Source organism: Candidimonas nitroreducens (assembly GCF_002209565.1).
Taxonomy (GTDB): domain Bacteria; phylum Pseudomonadota; class Gammaproteobacteria; order Burkholderiales; family Burkholderiaceae_B; genus Candidimonas; species Candidimonas nitroreducens.
Genome location: NZ_NJIH01000012.1, coordinates 135352 through 150657, shown reverse-complemented (window position 1 = coordinate 150657; position 15306 = coordinate 135352). Strand labels below are relative to the sequence as shown.

Annotated in this window: 14 protein-coding genes; 8 read left to right on the top strand and 6 right to left on the bottom strand. The window is 65.0% G+C overall.

Annotation, left to right across the window (positions count from 1 at the left end; genetic code table 11):
- Window positions 1-27: 27 nt before the first annotated feature.
- From CEY11_RS20520 to CEY11_RS20500, 5 genes are all read right to left on the bottom strand, one after another.
- Window positions 28-1200 (bottom strand): L-rhamnonate dehydratase, encoded by a 1173-nt coding sequence (locus CEY11_RS20520; RefSeq protein WP_088605276.1) that lies wholly within the window; start codon window positions 1198-1200, stop codon window positions 28-30.
- 121 nt (window positions 1201-1321) lie between these two features.
- Window positions 1322-2341 (bottom strand): 4-hydroxythreonine-4-phosphate dehydrogenase PdxA, encoded by a 1020-nt coding sequence (locus CEY11_RS20515; RefSeq protein WP_088605275.1) that lies wholly within the window; start codon window positions 2339-2341, stop codon window positions 1322-1324.
- Between the two features lie 38 nt (window positions 2342-2379).
- The gene (locus tag CEY11_RS20510) at window positions 2380-3870 is read right to left on the bottom strand and encodes a tripartite tricarboxylate transporter permease (protein ID WP_088605274.1); all 1491 of its coding nucleotides are present in this window, start codon (window positions 3868-3870) and stop codon (window positions 2380-2382) included.
- Window positions 3871-3890: 20 nt separating this feature from the next.
- On the bottom strand, window positions 3891-4433 hold the full coding sequence (locus CEY11_RS20505; protein WP_088605273.1) for a tripartite tricarboxylate transporter TctB family protein: 543 nt from the start codon (window positions 4431-4433) through the stop codon (window positions 3891-3893).
- Window positions 4434-4499: 66 nt separating this feature from the next.
- Window positions 4500-5522 (bottom strand): Bug family tripartite tricarboxylate transporter substrate binding protein, encoded by a 1023-nt coding sequence (locus tag CEY11_RS20500; RefSeq protein WP_198958946.1) that lies wholly within the window; start codon window positions 5520-5522, stop codon window positions 4500-4502.
- 149 nt (window positions 5523-5671) lie between these two features.
- On the opposite strand from CEY11_RS20500, the gene CEY11_RS20495 reads away from it, so the two are divergent.
- The 8 genes from CEY11_RS20495 (at window position 5672) to CEY11_RS20460 (ending at window position 14225) form a co-directional block, all read left to right on the top strand.
- Entirely contained in the window at window positions 5672-6589 is a 918-nt protein-coding gene (locus CEY11_RS20495; protein ID WP_088605272.1) for a LysR family transcriptional regulator, read from the top strand.
- A gap of 234 nt (window positions 6590-6823) precedes the next feature.
- Window positions 6824-7822, top strand: a complete 999-nt coding sequence (locus CEY11_RS20490) for a Bug family tripartite tricarboxylate transporter substrate binding protein (RefSeq protein WP_233155005.1) — start codon at window positions 6824-6826, stop codon at window positions 7820-7822.
- 44 nt (window positions 7823-7866) lie between these two features.
- Complete coding sequence (locus CEY11_RS20485) at window positions 7867-9369, top strand: sulfatase-like hydrolase/transferase (protein WP_088605271.1); 1503 nt, start codon at window positions 7867-7869, stop codon at window positions 9367-9369.
- Entirely contained in the window at window positions 9366-10310 is a 945-nt protein-coding gene (locus tag CEY11_RS20480) for a LysR family transcriptional regulator (protein WP_088605270.1), read from the top strand. Before CEY11_RS20485 ends, CEY11_RS20480 begins: the two co-directional genes overlap by 4 nt.
- 25 nt (window positions 10311-10335) lie before the next feature.
- Window positions 10336-11175, top strand: a complete 840-nt coding sequence (locus tag CEY11_RS20475; protein WP_233155004.1) for a cytochrome b561 domain-containing protein — start codon at window positions 10336-10338, stop codon at window positions 11173-11175.
- Between the two features lie 41 nt (window positions 11176-11216).
- Window positions 11217-12131 carry an SMP-30/gluconolactonase/LRE family protein gene (locus CEY11_RS20470; protein WP_088605269.1) on the top strand — a complete coding sequence of 305 codons (915 nt, stop codon included), beginning with the start codon at window positions 11217-11219 and terminating at the stop codon, window positions 12129-12131.
- A complete protein-coding gene (locus CEY11_RS20465; RefSeq protein ID WP_088605268.1) occupies window positions 12128-13060 on the top strand; it encodes a YncE family protein in 933 nt (310 codons plus the stop codon). Before CEY11_RS20470 ends, CEY11_RS20465 begins: the two co-directional genes overlap by 4 nt.
- Before the next feature lie 232 nt (window positions 13061-13292).
- On the top strand, window positions 13293-14225 hold the full coding sequence (locus CEY11_RS20460; RefSeq protein WP_088605267.1) for a dihydrodipicolinate synthase family protein: 933 nt from the start codon (window positions 13293-13295) through the stop codon (window positions 14223-14225).
- Between the two features lie 21 nt (window positions 14226-14246).
- On the opposite strand, the gene CEY11_RS25270 is transcribed toward CEY11_RS20460, so the two are convergent.
- Entirely contained in the window at window positions 14247-15188 is a 942-nt protein-coding gene (locus tag CEY11_RS25270) for a LysR family transcriptional regulator (RefSeq protein ID WP_158215397.1), read from the bottom strand.
- Between the last annotated feature and the right edge of the window lie 118 nt (window positions 15189-15306).

The following is a 15306-nucleotide window of genomic DNA, read 5'->3' as shown; positions in this document are numbered from 1 at the left end:
GTCGAACCGGGCCGCCGGCGCCGTAGCCTATTCGATGATATTGAACTGATCCAGATACTTTTCGGACAGCGTCAGCCCCAGGCCGGGCTTGTGCTCGTCCAGATCGATGAAGCCGTTTTGCGGGGTCGGGTCGCCTTCGAAGATGTAATAGAACAGCTCGTTGCCGACCTCCACGTCGTGCACGGGGAAGAATTCCGACATGGGCGAAGCCAGGGTCGACATGGTGAGGTGGTAGTTGTGCATCTGGCCCGCGTGCGGGATGACCGGCACGGAATAGGCTTCGGCCAGGGCGTTGACCTTGTGCGCCGCGGTGATGCCGCCGACGCGGTTGGTGTCGTACTGGATCACCGACACGGCGCGCTTGTCCAGCAGCTGGCGAAAGCCGTAGCTGGTGAATTCGTGTTCGCCGCCCGAGATCGGAATGCTGGTCAATTGATTGAGTTCGGCGTAGCCGTCGATGTCGTCGGCGATGACGGGTTCCTCCAGCCAGCGCGGCTCGTAGCGTTCCAGCTTGGGCAGTATGCGCTTGGCGTATTCCAGGTTCCAGCCCATATAGCATTCCAGCATCAGATCCACGTCGTAGCCTATGACCTCGCGTACCGCCGCGACGCTGTCCAGGTTCTGGCGCACGCCCGCCGGGCCGTCCTTGGGGCCGTAGCCGAAACGCATCTTCATGGCGCTGAAGCCCTGATCCAGGTAGGACTGGGCCTCGCGCTGCATCTCGGCCAGGTCGGTGCGGTACAGCTTGGACGCGTAGCAGGGAATCTTTTCTTTGGTGCGCCCGCCCAGCAGTTTGAAGACCGGCCGTCCGGTGGCCTTGCCCATCAGATCCCACAGGGCGATATCGATGGCCGAGATCGCCGCCATGGCCACGCCCTTGCGGCCCCAGGCCAGGGTCGAGCGGTACATGCGCTGCCACAGATATTCATAGTCGAAGGGATCCTGGCCGATCACCAGCGGCGCCAGGTACTGATCGATGATCTGCTTGGCGATGCGCGGCGCCAGGGCGACGTTGCCTATGCCGACATGGCCGTCGTCGGTTTCGACTTCCACGACGGTCCAGCCGTGGAAGCGGAACGTGCCCATGGTGTCGCCGCGGCTCCACAGCTGATCCATGGCGTTGGCGCAGAAGTGGGCTTGAGGCGGAACGGTGCGGCCTTTCCATTCAAAGACGCGGGCGCGTATGCGGGTGATTTTCATTGGTTTCTCCGTACGGAAATAGAGACTCGGCAAGTTTGTTCGGCGCGCACTGAGCCACCGGCCGGCCCTGTCGGGGCCGGTCGTCGCGGCTGCGCGCGTGATGGAAGGGGTTGCGGCTGGGCTAGGCGGACTGCTTCATATAGCTTGCGCCCATGCGGCAGGCGATCAGGAAGGCGTTGCGTGTGGCGTTGACATTGGCGAGGTTCCTGCCGGCGATGTCGTAGGCGGTGCCGTGTGCCGGGGTGGTGATGGGAATGGGCAGCCCGCCCTGGACGGTCACGCCTTTTTCGAAGCCCAGCAGCTTGATGGCGATCTGGCCCTGGTCGTGATACATGGTGACGATGGCGTCGTATTTGCCGTCGCGCGCCTTGATGAAAATGGTGTCGGCGGGGAAGGGGCCGTCCACCGGGTATCCCTGCTCGCGCAGCGCGCTTACGGCGGGCCCGATGACGTCGATTTCTTCGCGCCCGCAAGAGCCGCCATCCCCGCCGTGTGGGTTGAAGGCGGCTACGGCCACGCGCGGCTCGTGTACGCCGGCGGCCTTGAGCGAGTCGTAGATGAGGCGGCTGGCGTCCTCGATGCGTTCCTTGCTCAGGTACGAGGCCGCGTCCTTCAGCGGAATGTGCGAGGATACGCGCGAGGTCCAAAGGCCGTCCAGCGTGTTGAATTCACAGAAGTAGCCGTCGACCTTCAGGTAGTCGGCGAAGTGGTGCAGCTCGTCTTCGAACTTCATGCCCGATTGCTTCATGGCGTGCTTGTTCAGGGGAGCGAAGCAGATGGCGTCTATCTGGCGTGCCATGACGCCGTCCATGCACAGGTTCAGTATCTTCAGCACCGAGGCGCCGCCCGCCGCGTCCGCCTTGCCGGTTTCCACCTGGTCGGCGCGCACGCTGTCGACCGCCAGGAACAGCGGCATGCCGCAAGCGGCGCCGCGCGCCTCGGCCAGCGTGGCGATGGGCCGGGTGGCGACCTGCACGCCCGCGACTCGCTGTCCGGCCTGCCACAGCCACGGATCGCCGATCAGCACGATGTTGGCGTGCCTGATGGTGTCGGGATCGTGCAGCAGCTTGGCGATCAGTTCCGGGCCGATGCCCGCGGGGTCGCCCAGGGTCAATGCTACGGTAGCTTGGGATTTAGGCATGGGGTTTCTCTGTGTGATTCGTGTCGATGGGGTAGGCCCTAGGCCCTTGCGCGGCGGTACACGCGCATGATCAGCGGCAGGCAGGCCATCGCGAGCCCCACCGTGGTCAGGGTGCCCGACAGGCCGTTGTGCCAGAAGATGCTCAGCTTGCCGCCCGAGAACAGCATCGACTGGCGGAAGGCGTCTTCGGCCTTGTCGCCCAGTACGGCGGCGAGCACCAGGGGCGCAATGGGGTAGCCCAGTTTCTTGAACATGTAGCCGAATGCGCCGAACACCAGCATCAGGCCGACATCGAACAGCGACTGGTTGACGGCATAGGCGCCGACGCTGCAGATGATGATGATGATGGGTGCCATGATGGAGAAGGGCACGCGCAGGATCGAGGCGAACAGCGGAACCGTGGACAGAACCACGATCAGGCCCACCACATTGCCCAGGTACATGCTGGCGATCAGCCCCCAGACGAAGTCCTTCTGTTCCACGAACAAGGTGGGGCCGGGCTGCAGGCCCCAGATCATCAGGCCGCCCAGCATGACCGCTGCGGTGGCCGAGCCCGGCACGCCGAGCGTCAGCATGGGCAGCAGCGCGCTGGTGCCGGCCGAATGGTCGGCGGATTCGGGCGCGATGACGCCTTCCAGCGAGCCCTTGCCGAAGCGTTCCGGCGTTTTGGACATGCGCTTGGCGACGCTGTAGCTGAGGAAGGACGCGGCGGTGGGGCCGCCCGGGGTGATGCCCATCCAGCAGCCTATGAGCACGCTGCGCAGCCAGGTGGCCCAGTAGCGCGGCAGCTGCTTCCAGGTCTGCCACACGACCCGCGGGTTGATCTTGGTGCGTTCGCCCTTGAAGACCAGGCCTTCCTCGACGGTGCAGAGGATCTCGCCGATGCCGAACAGGCCTATGACCGCCACTTCGAAGCTGATGCCGCGCAGCAGTTCCGGCACGCCGAAGGTCAGGCGCAGATTGCCCGACACCGTGTCCATGCCCACCGCGGCCAGGGCGAAGCCTATCATCATCGACGAGATGGTTTTCAGCGCCGGGCTGCGGTTCAGGCCTATGAAGCTGCCGAAGGCCAGTACGTACACCGCGAAGAATTCCGGCGAGCTGAAGCTCATGGCGAACTTGGCGATGTAGCCGGAAAGAAAGGTAATGAGCAGCACACCCACCAGCGCTCCGAGCAGCGCCGAGGTGAACGCCGCCGTCAGCGCCTCGCCGGCCCGCCCCAGGCGCGCCAGCGGGTAGCCGTCGAAGGTGGTGGCCACCGACGACGGCTCGCCCGGAATGTTGAAGATCACCGAAGTGACCGAGCCGCCGAACAGTGCGCCCCAGTACATGCAGGACAGCAGGATGATGGCCGACACCGGCTGCATGCTGAAGGTGATGGGCAGCAGCAGCGTGACGCCGTTGGGCGCGCCCAGGCCCGGCAGCACCCCCACCAGGATGCCGAGCAGGATGCCGGCGACCATGATCATCAGGTGGTACCAGGAAAGCACGACGCCCATGCCGTGCATCAGTAGTTCGAGTTGTTCCATTTGCGGTCTTTTCCCGTTGCTCAGTATCCGAACCAGGCCGGGATCGGGCCCGCGTACAGGGGCACCTCGAACCAGCGGGTAAAGATGAAATAGCAGGCCACCGGCACGGCGACGGAAATCGCCACGGTTTTCAGCCAGCTATGGGTGGCGCCCGGCTCGGCCATGCGCCGCATGAACCAGGCGATCAGCAGCCCCGACGCCACATACATGCCCAGGTAGGGCATCAGGGCCGCATAAACGCAGATGGGGATGAAGACCCCCAGCACGCGCCGCAGTTGCGAGCGGCTGGTCAGGTCGCCGCGGCCCTTGCTCCATTTGGCCAGGGTGCCTAGGGCGGTGCCCAGGCTGGACAGCGCCAGCAGCAGGCCGATATAGAAGGGAAAGTAGCCCGGCATCGGGCCCGCGTCGTCCCAGCCTATGCCTTGCTGCAGGCTGCCGTACATGACGATGCAGCCCAGCACGATCAGTGACGAGGACGTCGCCAGCCCGCCTGCGCGCAGGCTCAGCCCCTGGCCTTCGGCCTCCCGCTCCTGCGCGGCGGGATCGGTATCGTGTTCATTCATGTCGTAGACGGAGGTAAGAAGGGGCCTGCCGCCCGGGCTGGCCGGGCGGCGTCAGGAACTGCAAGCTTACTTGCGCAGCCAGCCGGCTTCCTTGAAGATCGGCTCGACGCGGGCCAGATCGCTCTGGATGTAGGCCTTGAACTGGTCGCCCGCCAGGAAGGTGGGCACCAGGGCGCCGTGCTTGAGGTATTCCTTGAATTCGGGCGTCTGCGTCACTTTCTTCAGCAGATCCACATAGTACTGGCGTTGCGCCGCGGTCACGCCGCCAGGCATGAAGACGGTGCGCGGGAAGCGGTATTCGTCGATCTTCAGGCCTTGCGAGACACAGGTGGGAACGTCGGACCAGGCCTGGGTGGCGGTAACTTTCTCGGTGTAGACCATGCGCTCTTTGCTGAACACGCACCAGGGCTTGATCTGGCCGGCCTTCCATTGCGACAGGCCCTCGCTGGGATTATTGGTGTTCGAGGCGATGTGGCCGCCGGCCAGCTGGATGGAGGCTTCGCCGCCGCTCTTGAAGGGGATGTATACGAACTTGGTGCCCTCGACCTTGTTGATTAGCATGGTCAGCGTCTGATCCACGTCCTTGGACTGGCTGCCCCCCATCGGGTATTTGGACGGGTTGGCCTTGACCGCGGCCAGGTACTCCTGGACGTTCTTGAACGGCGAGTTGGCAGGCCCCCAGAGTATGAAGTCGTCTTGGGCGACCGCGGCGACCGGAGTCAGATCGTCCCATTTGTAGCCCAGCTTGGCGACCAGGGGCAGCAGGTATTCGTTGTTGGTGCCGACGATGAGGGTGTAGGGGCTGCCCTGGGCCATCTTGACGTCCAGGAAGCCTTCGGCGCCGTTGCCGCCGCCCTTGTTCTGAACCACGGTGGGCACCGTCATGAGCTTGTGGCGGGTGATGATCGACTGGATCAGGCGTGCCAGTTGATCCGTGCCGCCGCCGGCGCCCGCCGCCACGATCAGGGTGACGTTCTTGGTGGGGTGCCAGGCCTCGGCGGCATGGCTCGGCAGAGCCGCCAGCGCGGCGGTGGCGGTGCAGGCAAAAAGGGCGGCGCCGCGGCGTAGCAGCTTGGAGGGCATGCGCATGGTGTTGTCTCCTGGATATATGAAAGGACGATACTGTAATCAGGGCTGTAAGTATGGCGAAACTTGTGATAGCTTAATAATGAATTAATAAGATATAGTGATAATCTGAAGTGATACCAGAAGCGGGCATTCTATTCAATCGCCTCAGAATGCGGCAGCTTGGTCTGCTGCTGGCCCTGGACGAGCACCGCTCGCTGCGCAAGGCGGCCGACCAGATCGGCCTGACCCAGCCGGCAGCCACCAAAATGCTGCACGAAATGGAGGCTGTTACCGGCCTGAGGCTGTTCGACCGCTACCGGCGCGGTGTGCGGCCCACCGTGTATGGCGACGTGATGATTCGCTACGCCCGCGTGGTCTATTCCGACCTGGGCGGCGTGCGCGACGAACTCATGGCCATCGCCTCGGGCAATATCGGCAAGGTGCGCATCGGTGCCATCATGGCGCCGGCGCCGCAGCTGCTGACCGACACGCTGCTCGAGCTCAAGCGCAGCCATCCGCGCCTGGCGCCCAGCATCCAGATCGATACCAGCGATGTGCTGCTGACGGCGCTGCTGCAAGATCGCCTGGACGTGGCCATAGGCCGGGTGCCGGACACCTGGGACAGCAGCGAGATCGTATTCGACCCGATAGCCGAAGAGGCCCTATCGATCGTGGCCAGCCCCGATCACCCCGAGGCGCGCAACCGCAGGCTCACGCTGGCCCGCCTGTTCCAGTATCCCTGGATACTGCAGGCGCACCCCAGCCCCATGCGCAAAGTGCTGGAGCTGGTGTTCATGGAGTCGGGGCTGGCCATGCCGGCCAATATTCTCGAAACCTCGTCCATGCTGCTGACCTCGTCGCTGCTGCGCAAATCGGCCACGCTGGGCGTCATGCCGACCGACGTCGCCGAACATTACGTGCGGCTCAATACGCTGGCCATCGTGCCCCTGAAGATCAAGCGGCGCATCCCGCCCTACGGCATCATCACCCGCAAGGGCCGGATACTCAGCCCGGCCACGCAGGTGTTCATACGCGAGCTCAAGGCGGCCATGGAACGCCAGCGCGCCGAAGCGCCGCCGGCGGCCTGATCGCGGCCCGGTCTTTGGTATCCGGAAACCGGATATATCTATTCTGAATCCTTAGTTCATCACGCTCATATCGGGTGATATTCTGGAAAAAAGCAAGCCGTGAATAGCTTTTTTCAGAATATTCAACTATACGGAATCCGGATGTTGTCGGGATGACGGCCGTCTTGGCGCCGCGCAAGCGCGTCTGCGGCCCGCAGGTTCCCGCATCCGGCGTCCTTGAACCGGAGCGAGGCAATGGGTCTGCCATTTGGTAAGAGTAAGAAAGTCTTGAACGCCGTATTCGCGGCGTCTGTCACAACGGCGCTGATGGGCCTGGCGCACCCCCCGCAGGCCCGGGCGGCTTCATTTCCGAGCCGCCCCATCACCATCATCGTGGGCTCCGAAGCAGGCAGTTCCCCCGATGTCCTGGCGCGGCTCGTGGCTTCGGACATGGGGGCGGCCCTGCACCAGTCCATCATCGTCGAAAACAAGCCCGGCGCGACCGGGGCGATCGGTGCGGGCTATGTGGCCTCGGCGCGCCCCGATGGCTACACCTTGTTGATGGGTACGGTTTCGAATATTGCGCTGTCGCCCTTGTCGCGTACCGTGCACTACAAATCCGGGGATTTCACCGTCGTCAGCCCCGTGGCCTCGGTTCCCCTGGTGTTGGTCACTGCGTATGGCGCGAATGTGCACGACCTCGCGGGCATCAAGGCGCTGGCGGCCAAGCAGCCGCAGGGCATGGCTTATTCTTCCCCGGGCATCGGCGGGCCCCAGCATCTGGCGGGGCTGCTGCTGCAGAAGGCGCTGGGCCTGAATCTGCTGCACGTGCCGTACAAGAGCGGCGGCGCCGCCGTGCTGGCCGTGGCCAGCGGCGAGACGCAGCTGACCTTTGCCGGCGTGTCGGCGGCCATGCCTTTCATTCATTCGAAGAAGGTCGCGCCGGTCTTCGTCACCGCGACGGCCCGTTTGCAGTCTTTGCCGCAGGTGCCCACCGCCAAGGAATTCGGCATGCCGGATCTGCTGGTGGACAACTGGCATGGCCTGTTCGCACCGCACGGCCTGCCCGAGCCGGTACGCCAGGTTCTGGCTGCGGCCGTGCACAAGGCGCTGGAGAACCCCAAGGTGCAGGAGAAGTTCACGGCCTTGGGCGCCGCGGTCGATCTGCGCAGCCCGGACGATTACGTCGGCTTCGTGTCGGCCGAGACCAAGCGTTGGGCCCAGGTCGTGCATGAGAACCACATCTCTTTCTGACCTGACTTCCGGGTATTTCCGATTTTCTTTCCGAAGCTGAGAGCATGGCCGTAAATTCGCCCACCCAGTCCCCCAATCTGCTCATCATCATGAATGACGAGCACAACAAGAAAATGCTCGGCTGCAATGGCCACCCGATGGTGCGCACGCCCAACCTGGATCGACTGGCCGCGCGCGGAACGGTGTTTGGCAATGCCTATACCAACTCGCCGATCTGCGTGCCGGCGCGGGCCGCGTTGGCCACCGGGCGCTATGTGCACGACAACCGGTGCTGGGACAACGCCATCGCCTACGACGGCAATCCGCCCAGTTGGGCCCACTATCTGCGCGACGCCGGCCACGAGGTGGTTTCCATCGGCAAATTGCACTACGCCAGCGAGCAGGTCGACGGCGGCTTCAGCGAACAGATCATTCCCATGCACATCGAGGCGGGTGTAGGGGATCTTTACGGCCTGATCCGCAATCCGCTGCCGGTGCGGTACCAGTCCAGGGATCTGGCCCACAGCATAGGCCCGGGCGAGAGCACATACATCGAATACGACCGCGACATCACGGCCAGAACCGTGCAGTGGCTGCAGGATCACGGCAAGGCCCGGCGCGAGCGGCCCTGGGTGCTGTTCACCTCGTTCATCGCGCCGCACTCGCCGCTGATCGCGCCGCCCGAATACTATGCGCTGTACGACCCCGACGCCATTCCCATGCCCAAGCGGGCGGCGCGCAGCCTGCATCCGTGGGTGCAGCAATGGGACGATTGCTACCGTTTCGATTCGTACTTCGAGAGCGATGCGCAGCGGCGCATCGCCATCGCTTCGTATTTCGGCCTGTGCTCTTTCATGGACGCCAATGTGGGCCGGATCCTGAACGCGCTCGAGGCCCAGGGGCTGGCCGAAAACACCGTGGTGCTGTTCCTGTCCGACCATGGCGACAATATGGGCGCGCGCGGCCTTTGGGGCAAGTCCACCATGTATGAAGAGTCGGCCGCCGTGCCCTTGATCATGGCGGGCCCGCGCGTCCGGCCGGGCGCGCGGGTCGATACGCCGGTGTCGCTGGTGGACTGCTACCCGACGATCCTGGACGCCGTCGGGCACGGCGCGCCAGCCGCAGGCACGGCGCTGCCGGGGCGGTCTTTGTTCGACATTGCCTCGAACCCGTACGATGCGCAGCGCGTGGCGTTCAGCGAGTACCACGCGGCGGGCTCGGTCAGCGGCGCATATATGCTGCGCCGGGGGAACCTGAAGTACATACACTACACCCACTACCGCCCCGAGTTGTTCAACCTGCGCGACGACCCCGAGGAACTCGATGACCTCGCGCTCGGCGGACGGCACGAGCCCGAGCTGGAGGTATTCCGCGGGCTGCTGTCCGGTATTTGCGACCCCGAGCGTACCGATGCCGCGGCAAAGGCCGATCAGGAAGCCTTGATCGAACGGCACGGCGGCGTACAGGCTATCGTGGCGCGCGGCGGCAGCAGCTATACGCCTATTCCCGGAGAAGAGGTGAGGCTCATGGGAAATGAGGAATCCGCTGCTGGCGGCCGCCAATCGTGAAGCCACACTATTTCGATGCCCTGCGGCTCAGGCACCTGCGCCTGCTGGCGGCGCTGCGCGATACCGGCACCATCCAAGGCGCCGCCGATCGCCTGGAAATGTCGCAGCCGGCCGCCAGCCGCATGGTCGGAGAGATCGAGCAGGCCATGGGCTGTGCCCTGTTCGTGCGTGAACACCGCGGAGTCAGGCCCACCAGCGCCGGCACACGCCTGATGGACAAGGTGAGCATCGTCCTGGAAGAGCTGGGCTACGGCGAGTCCGACGCGCAGCATCCGCCCGCCGAGGCGCGGCAGGTGGTCAGGATCGGGGCGATCTCGCAGGTCGTGACGCAGATCCTGCCGGCCGCACTGGGCCGCATGTGCGCGCGCGAGCCCAATCTGTCGGTTTCGCTGTTCGACTCGACCAGCCGGCAGCTGCTGCAGATGCTCAAGGATGGTGAAATCGATTGCGCCATCGGCGGCTTCATGCTCAACGGCGAGAGCCGGCGCGAATTCCATGCCCAGGAGCTGTGGCAAAAAGATGACGCGCTGTGCGTGATCGCGCACCGCGGCAACCCTATACTGCGCTCCCGCGGTGCGGCGGGCGCGGCGATTTCCCTCTCAGAATGCGCCGAGCTGCAGTGGGTATTGCCCACCCAGGGCACGCTGCTCAGGAACGTGTTCGACGCGCAGTTCGTCAGCCGGGGCCTGGTTCCCCTGGAGCCGCAGATCGAGTCCCCGTCACCGGCGGTGATCCTCGCCTTTGTCGCTGCGCACCAATGGCTGTGCTCGATCAGCCGGGAGTCTGTGCTGGAGCTGTTGCCGGCCGGAACGCCGATCGTGAAGATCGTCCTGCAGGAGGGGCTGAACCTTCCCAGGCTGCAGATCCTGATTCGCCGCAATGCCGAGAAAATCAAGTCGCTGCGGCTGTTCCTGGCGGAATTGAAGGCGGAAATCGCATGAGCGCGCGCGTGCCGGGGAGGCCGTCGTGAGCCCGCAAGTCCTGGCGGCATGCTGGGACTGGCTGTGGACGCCGGTGTCGGGCGCGGCCGGGCACCATCTTGCCGGCTGGGCGGCCTGGCATGGGCGCCTGATGGTATTGGCCTGGGGCATCCTGATTCCGTTGGGCGGCCTGATCGCCCGCTATCTCAAGGTGTTGCCCGGGCAGGACTGGCCTGCCGAGCTGGACAACAAATGGTGGTGGCGCGCCCATCTGGCGCTGCAGACGGCCGGGCTGGCCGCAGCCGCCCTGGCGCTGCTGCTGGCTTGGGACAATGCGGATGCGCGGGGCACCGCGCTGGCCGGCGTGCATGCCTGGGCCGGTTGGCTGCTGCTGGGCCTGGGGGCTGCGCAGGGCCTGTCGGGCCTGTTGCGCGGCTCGAAGGGCGGGCCGACGGATATGTCGCCCGGCGTACGGCGCCAGGCGGGTGCGGGGGATCATTACATCATGACCCGCCGCCGCCGGGTATTCGAGCGCTTGCACAAGCTTCTGGGTTGGCTCCTGATCGCCTGCGCCGTTCCAATCATTGTGCTGGGCCTGGTCGTTGCCGACGCGCCGCGCTGGATGTTCGTGGTGCTGGCCGGGTGGTGGGCCGCTTATGTCCTGGTGCTGGCGTGCTGGCAGCGGCAAGGGCGCTGCATCGATACGTATCAGGCCATCTGGGGGCCCGAGCCCGGCCTGCCCGGCAATCGCCTGCCGCCCATAGGCCCGGGCATCCGCCGTTACACCGCGCAACAGTGGCGCGCGCTGTTGCGCGGCCGGCCCTTGTGGGGAATGTCTGCCGCCGGCGGGCGGGGCGGCATGCCGCGCCGTGGAGCCGGGCGCTGAGCGTGACGGATCATCGATCTGTACGAAGGAACCGAGGAACCATGAGGATTTTCGACGACACCGCCAGGGCGGTACTCAGGCCCGACTCGCGCCTCGAGAAGCTCGCCACCGGTGCGGCCTGGAGTGAAGGCCCGGTCTGGGTGGAAGAGGCCGGGGCGCTGCTGTGGAGCGACATACCCAACGACCGGATACTATGCTGGCGCGAGCGGGATGGCTTGTCGGTGTGGCGCGATGCGGCCGGATACACCAACGGCCATTACCGCGAGGCCGACGGCAGCCTGCTGCATTGCTCGCACGGCCGGCGGGCCATCCTGCGCACGCGACTGAGCCACGGGCTTGTCGCTGCTCAAGACGAGGTCGTCGTGGATCATTATCAGGGGCGCCGCCTGAATTCGCCCAACGACCTCGTCGTGCGCCGCGACGGCACGATCTGGTTCAGCGATCCCCCCTATGGCATCTTGTCCGACCGCGAAGGCCACAAGGCCGATCCGGAGCTGCGGCACAACTATGTGTTCCGCTACGACCCCAGGTCGCAGGCCCTGGACATCGCCACCGACTATGTCGACGAACCCAACGGCCTGGCCTTTTCCCCCGACGAGCGCATTTTGTATGTATCGGATACGTCGGCGGCGCTGCGTACCGACGGGCGCGGCAAGCATCACATCGTGGCCTTTACCGTGGGCAGCGGCGGAACGCTGTCCGATCCGCGCGTCTTCGCCGAGATCGAGCCGGGCCTGCCGGACGGATTCAGGCTCGATCGGCAGGGGTGGCTGTACACCAGCAGCGCCTCGGGCGTGCAGATCTATCACCCCGACGGCCGGCGCCTGGCCGAAATTCCCGTGCCCGAAGTCGTCGCCAATGTGACATTCGGCGGTACGCACTCGGACTGGCTGTACATCTGCGCCACCAGCTCACTGTATCGCATACACCTCAATACCCAAGGACTACAGAAATGACGGCACGAGAAACACTGCTGCTGGTGGAAAAATGCAGCCATTGCATAAGCTGGTACGACATCGCAACCGGAGAGCGCTTCCATACATTGGAACTGGATCGCTATCCGCACGAGTTTGTGACCGATGGCGCGGGCCGTACCGCCTGGATCGGACACTACGGCGTCGAAACATCGGGGCACAGCGGCGCCGGCGGGCACGTGCTGTTCCAGGTGGACATCGCCGGCGGGCGCCTGGTGCGCACCATTGATCTGTCGCCCTACAATCGCCTGCACGGCATGCAGATGGACAGCCGCGACCGGCTCTATGTCCTGAGCGAAGAGAAGTCTACCCTGCTGGTTCTGGATGAACCCGCGGCGGATGCGGGGCCGAAGCGGGCCGTGTCCTCGGCCGGCATCAAGAGCCATTTGTTCGCGCTGACGCGCGACGGCACGGCCGCGTATTGCATGAACCTGCTGTCGCACACCGTGGCCAAGGTGTCTCCCTGGGATCCCCTGGCGGCCCCTTTGCTGTGCGCGCCCGGCCAGAAGCCCGAAGGCTGCTGCCTTAGCGCAGACGAGCAGACGCTGTATGTCACCAACCGCTGGAGCAACACCCTGGCGGCCATCGATACGGCGACGATGCGCGTGCGCTGCGTCGCCGCCTCGCGCAGCGACCCGACGCGCATCAATCTGTTCCGGGACGGGCGCCTGTTCGTGTCCAATTACGGCGATTGCAGCCTGTCCGTGGTGAGCCCGGACAATCTGAACGAAACGGCCTACCTCAAGCTCGAGGCGCGAGCCATTGCCGTGTCATTCCACCCATCCCGTGCGCTGGCGTTTGTTTCGCAGGACGACGACAGGGTGGCCGTTCTGGATACGGACGATTTGTCGATCCAGCGCTACATCCGGACGCAGCGCGAGCCGGATGTCTCGAAAGTGGTGTTCGTCTAAGAAGCCACTCCGCCCGACGCATGCGCCGCGGCGAATGCCGTGGCGCATAGGCTGGGCTGCGGGGTGGCTTCGGCCCGGCGGCCGCATTGCCGCGCCGGCTGCCGCCCTGCCGCACGCTGCGCACTGCTTGAGATTCCAGAATGCGAACGCAGAGTGGAAATTATTCATTGGACGCGGCCGGCGCGCCGCGCCACACTGGCTTACCTGAATTCTTGCCCGGAGCTTATCGACCATGAACCAGCCCGTCCGCACCCCACGCTACAAGGGCGTGTATCCCGTCGTACCCACTATCTTTCATGAGGACGGCAGCCTCGACCTGGAAGGGCAGAAGCGCTGCGTCGATTTCATGATTGCCGCGGGCTCGGACGGCCTGGGTATCCTGGCCAATTTTTCCGAGCAGTTCGCCATTTCGGATCAGGAACGCGCGGTGCTCACGGAAACGATACTCGCGCACGTCCAGGGCCGCGTGCCCGTCATTGTCACCACCTCGCACTACAGCACCGACATCTGCATTGCGCGCAACCGCCACGCCAAGGATCACGGCGCGGCCATGGTGATGCTGATGCCGCCTTACCACGGCGCGACCATACGTTGCGGCGAGGCGCAGATCTACGAGTTCTACGCGCGCCTGTCCGATGCGGTCGACATTCCCGTCATGATCCAGGACGCGCCCATGAGCGGAGCCCAGATGTCGGCGCCGTTCCTGGCCCGGCTGGCCAAAGAGATCGAGCAAGTGGCGTATTTCAAGATCGAGATGCCCGGCGCGGCGTCCAAGCTGCGCGAGCTCATCCGCCTGGGCGGCGACAGCATCGAAGGGCCCTGGGACGGAGAGGAGGCCATTACCTTGCTGCCCGACCTGGACGCCGGCGCGACGGGCGCCATGACCGGCGGCGGCTATCCCGACGGCATCAAGACCATCGTCGACAGTTATTTCGCGGGGGATCGCGAACGGGCCGCGGCCCTTTATCAGCAGTGGCTGCCGCTGATCAACTACGAGAACCGCCAGGGCGGCATCCTGACCAGCAAGGCCTTGATGCAGGAAGGCGGCATCATCGGCTGGGCCGGCGGGCGCCATCCGTTCCCGCCCATGCTGCCCGAGGTGCGGGCCGGCCTGCTGGAAACGGCCCGCAGGCTCGATCCGCTGGTGCTGCGCTGGGCCAGGTAGGCAGCCCTGTGTCAGGGGCGGCTAGGCCTGCGCGCCGCGCTGCCCGGCGATGGCTTCGATGAAGATCTTGGCGGCGCGGCTCAGGTTGCGCCGCTTGCGCGTGATCAGGCCATAGGGCTGCGCATGTGAGTGCAGGGCTACTGGCAGGATGGAGATCAGGCCCTGCTTGGCGAAAAAGCCGGCGACGTCGGTGGGGATCAGCGCCACCAGGTCGCTGCTGTCGTTGAGCAGCGCGATGGTGATGAAGGTCGAGGCGGTTTCTATGGGCGTGGCAACGCTGTTGATGCCGGCGCGCCCGAGTTCCTGGCGCAGCAGTATGTTCAGCGGCGCGCGGCTCGGGTAGCTGATCCAGCGCAGGTGGGCCAGTTCGGCCAGTTCCAGGCGCTTTTTGCGGGCCAGCGGGTTGGCGCTGCCCGATACGACTGAAATGCTTTCCTCGGCCAGGTGCAGATAGTCGTAGCCGTCGGCGTCGGGGCTGACGCTGGTTCTGCCTATGACCATGTCCAGCTTGTCGCTGTTGAGCATGGACAGCATGATGGCGCTGGTGTTTTCGTGGATCTCGATGACGATGCCCGGGTTGTCCGCACAGACCTGGGCGATGGCATCCTTGAGCACCGTCGGCACCCCGCCCATGATCACCCCGACCCTGACCTTGCCGCCCCGTCCGTGTCGGATTTCATCGAGCTCGTCCGACAGGGCAACGACGTCGCGGTGTATGACGTGCGCATAGTTGATGGCGCATTCGCCCAGCCGGTTCGGGTACAGGCCGTCGCGCCGCCTTTCGAACAGCGGGTCGCCCAAGATGGATTCGACCTCGCCCAGCGCCTTGCTTGCGGCCGATTGCGTCATGACCAGCTCTGCGGCCGCCTGGCGCAGGGAGTTGTGCCGGCCGATGGCGATCAGCAGATTCAGCTGCCTGAGCCTGAGCCGTCCGAATAGCGCATTGAGCTTGTTGCCGGTCATGTCGTCTGCGTGGCGTATGAAGGGGAATGGCCGGCGGCCGCAGGGGAATCGAGCCTTGATTGTAGCCTTGCAGGCCGCGGGCCGGCGGCGTGGCCTCGCTTGTGCTTCGAGGTGTGTG

What these genes read in the sequence shown, in the direction of transcription:
- CEY11_RS20470 (WP_088605269.1), top strand. Translation starts at nt 11,217, where the DNA reads ATGAGGATTTTCGACGACACCGCCAGGGCGGTACTCAGGCCCGACTCG.
- CEY11_RS20495 (WP_088605272.1), top strand. Translation starts at nt 5,672, where the DNA reads ATGCGGCAGCTTGGTCTGCTGCTGGCCCTGGACGAGCACCGCTCGCTG.
- CEY11_RS20485 (WP_088605271.1), top strand. Translation starts at nt 7,867, where the DNA reads ATGGCCGTAAATTCGCCCACCCAGTCCCCCAATCTGCTCATCATCATG.
- CEY11_RS20510 (WP_088605274.1), bottom strand. Translation starts at nt 3,870, where the DNA reads ATGGAACAACTCGAACTACTGATGCACGGCATGGGCGTCGTGCTTTCC.
- CEY11_RS20505 (WP_088605273.1), bottom strand. Translation starts at nt 4,433, where the DNA reads ATGAATGAACACGATACCGATCCCGCCGCGCAGGAGCGGGAGGCCGAA.
- CEY11_RS20465 (WP_088605268.1), top strand. Translation starts at nt 12,128, where the DNA reads ATGACGGCACGAGAAACACTGCTGCTGGTGGAAAAATGCAGCCATTGC.
- CEY11_RS25270 (WP_158215397.1), bottom strand. Translation starts at nt 15,188, where the DNA reads ATGACCGGCAACAAGCTCAATGCGCTATTCGGACGGCTCAGGCTCAGG.
- CEY11_RS20490 (WP_233155005.1), top strand. Translation starts at nt 6,824, where the DNA reads ATGGGTCTGCCATTTGGTAAGAGTAAGAAAGTCTTGAACGCCGTATTC.
- CEY11_RS20460 (WP_088605267.1), top strand. Translation starts at nt 13,293, where the DNA reads ATGAACCAGCCCGTCCGCACCCCACGCTACAAGGGCGTGTATCCCGTC.
- CEY11_RS20515 (WP_088605275.1), bottom strand. Translation starts at nt 2,341, where the DNA reads ATGCCTAAATCCCAAGCTACCGTAGCATTGACCCTGGGCGACCCCGCG.
- CEY11_RS20500 (WP_198958946.1), bottom strand. Translation starts at nt 5,522, where the DNA reads ATGCGCATGCCCTCCAAGCTGCTACGCCGCGGCGCCGCCCTTTTTGCC.
- CEY11_RS20520 (WP_088605276.1), bottom strand. Translation starts at nt 1,200, where the DNA reads ATGAAAATCACCCGCATACGCGCCCGCGTCTTTGAATGGAAAGGCCGC.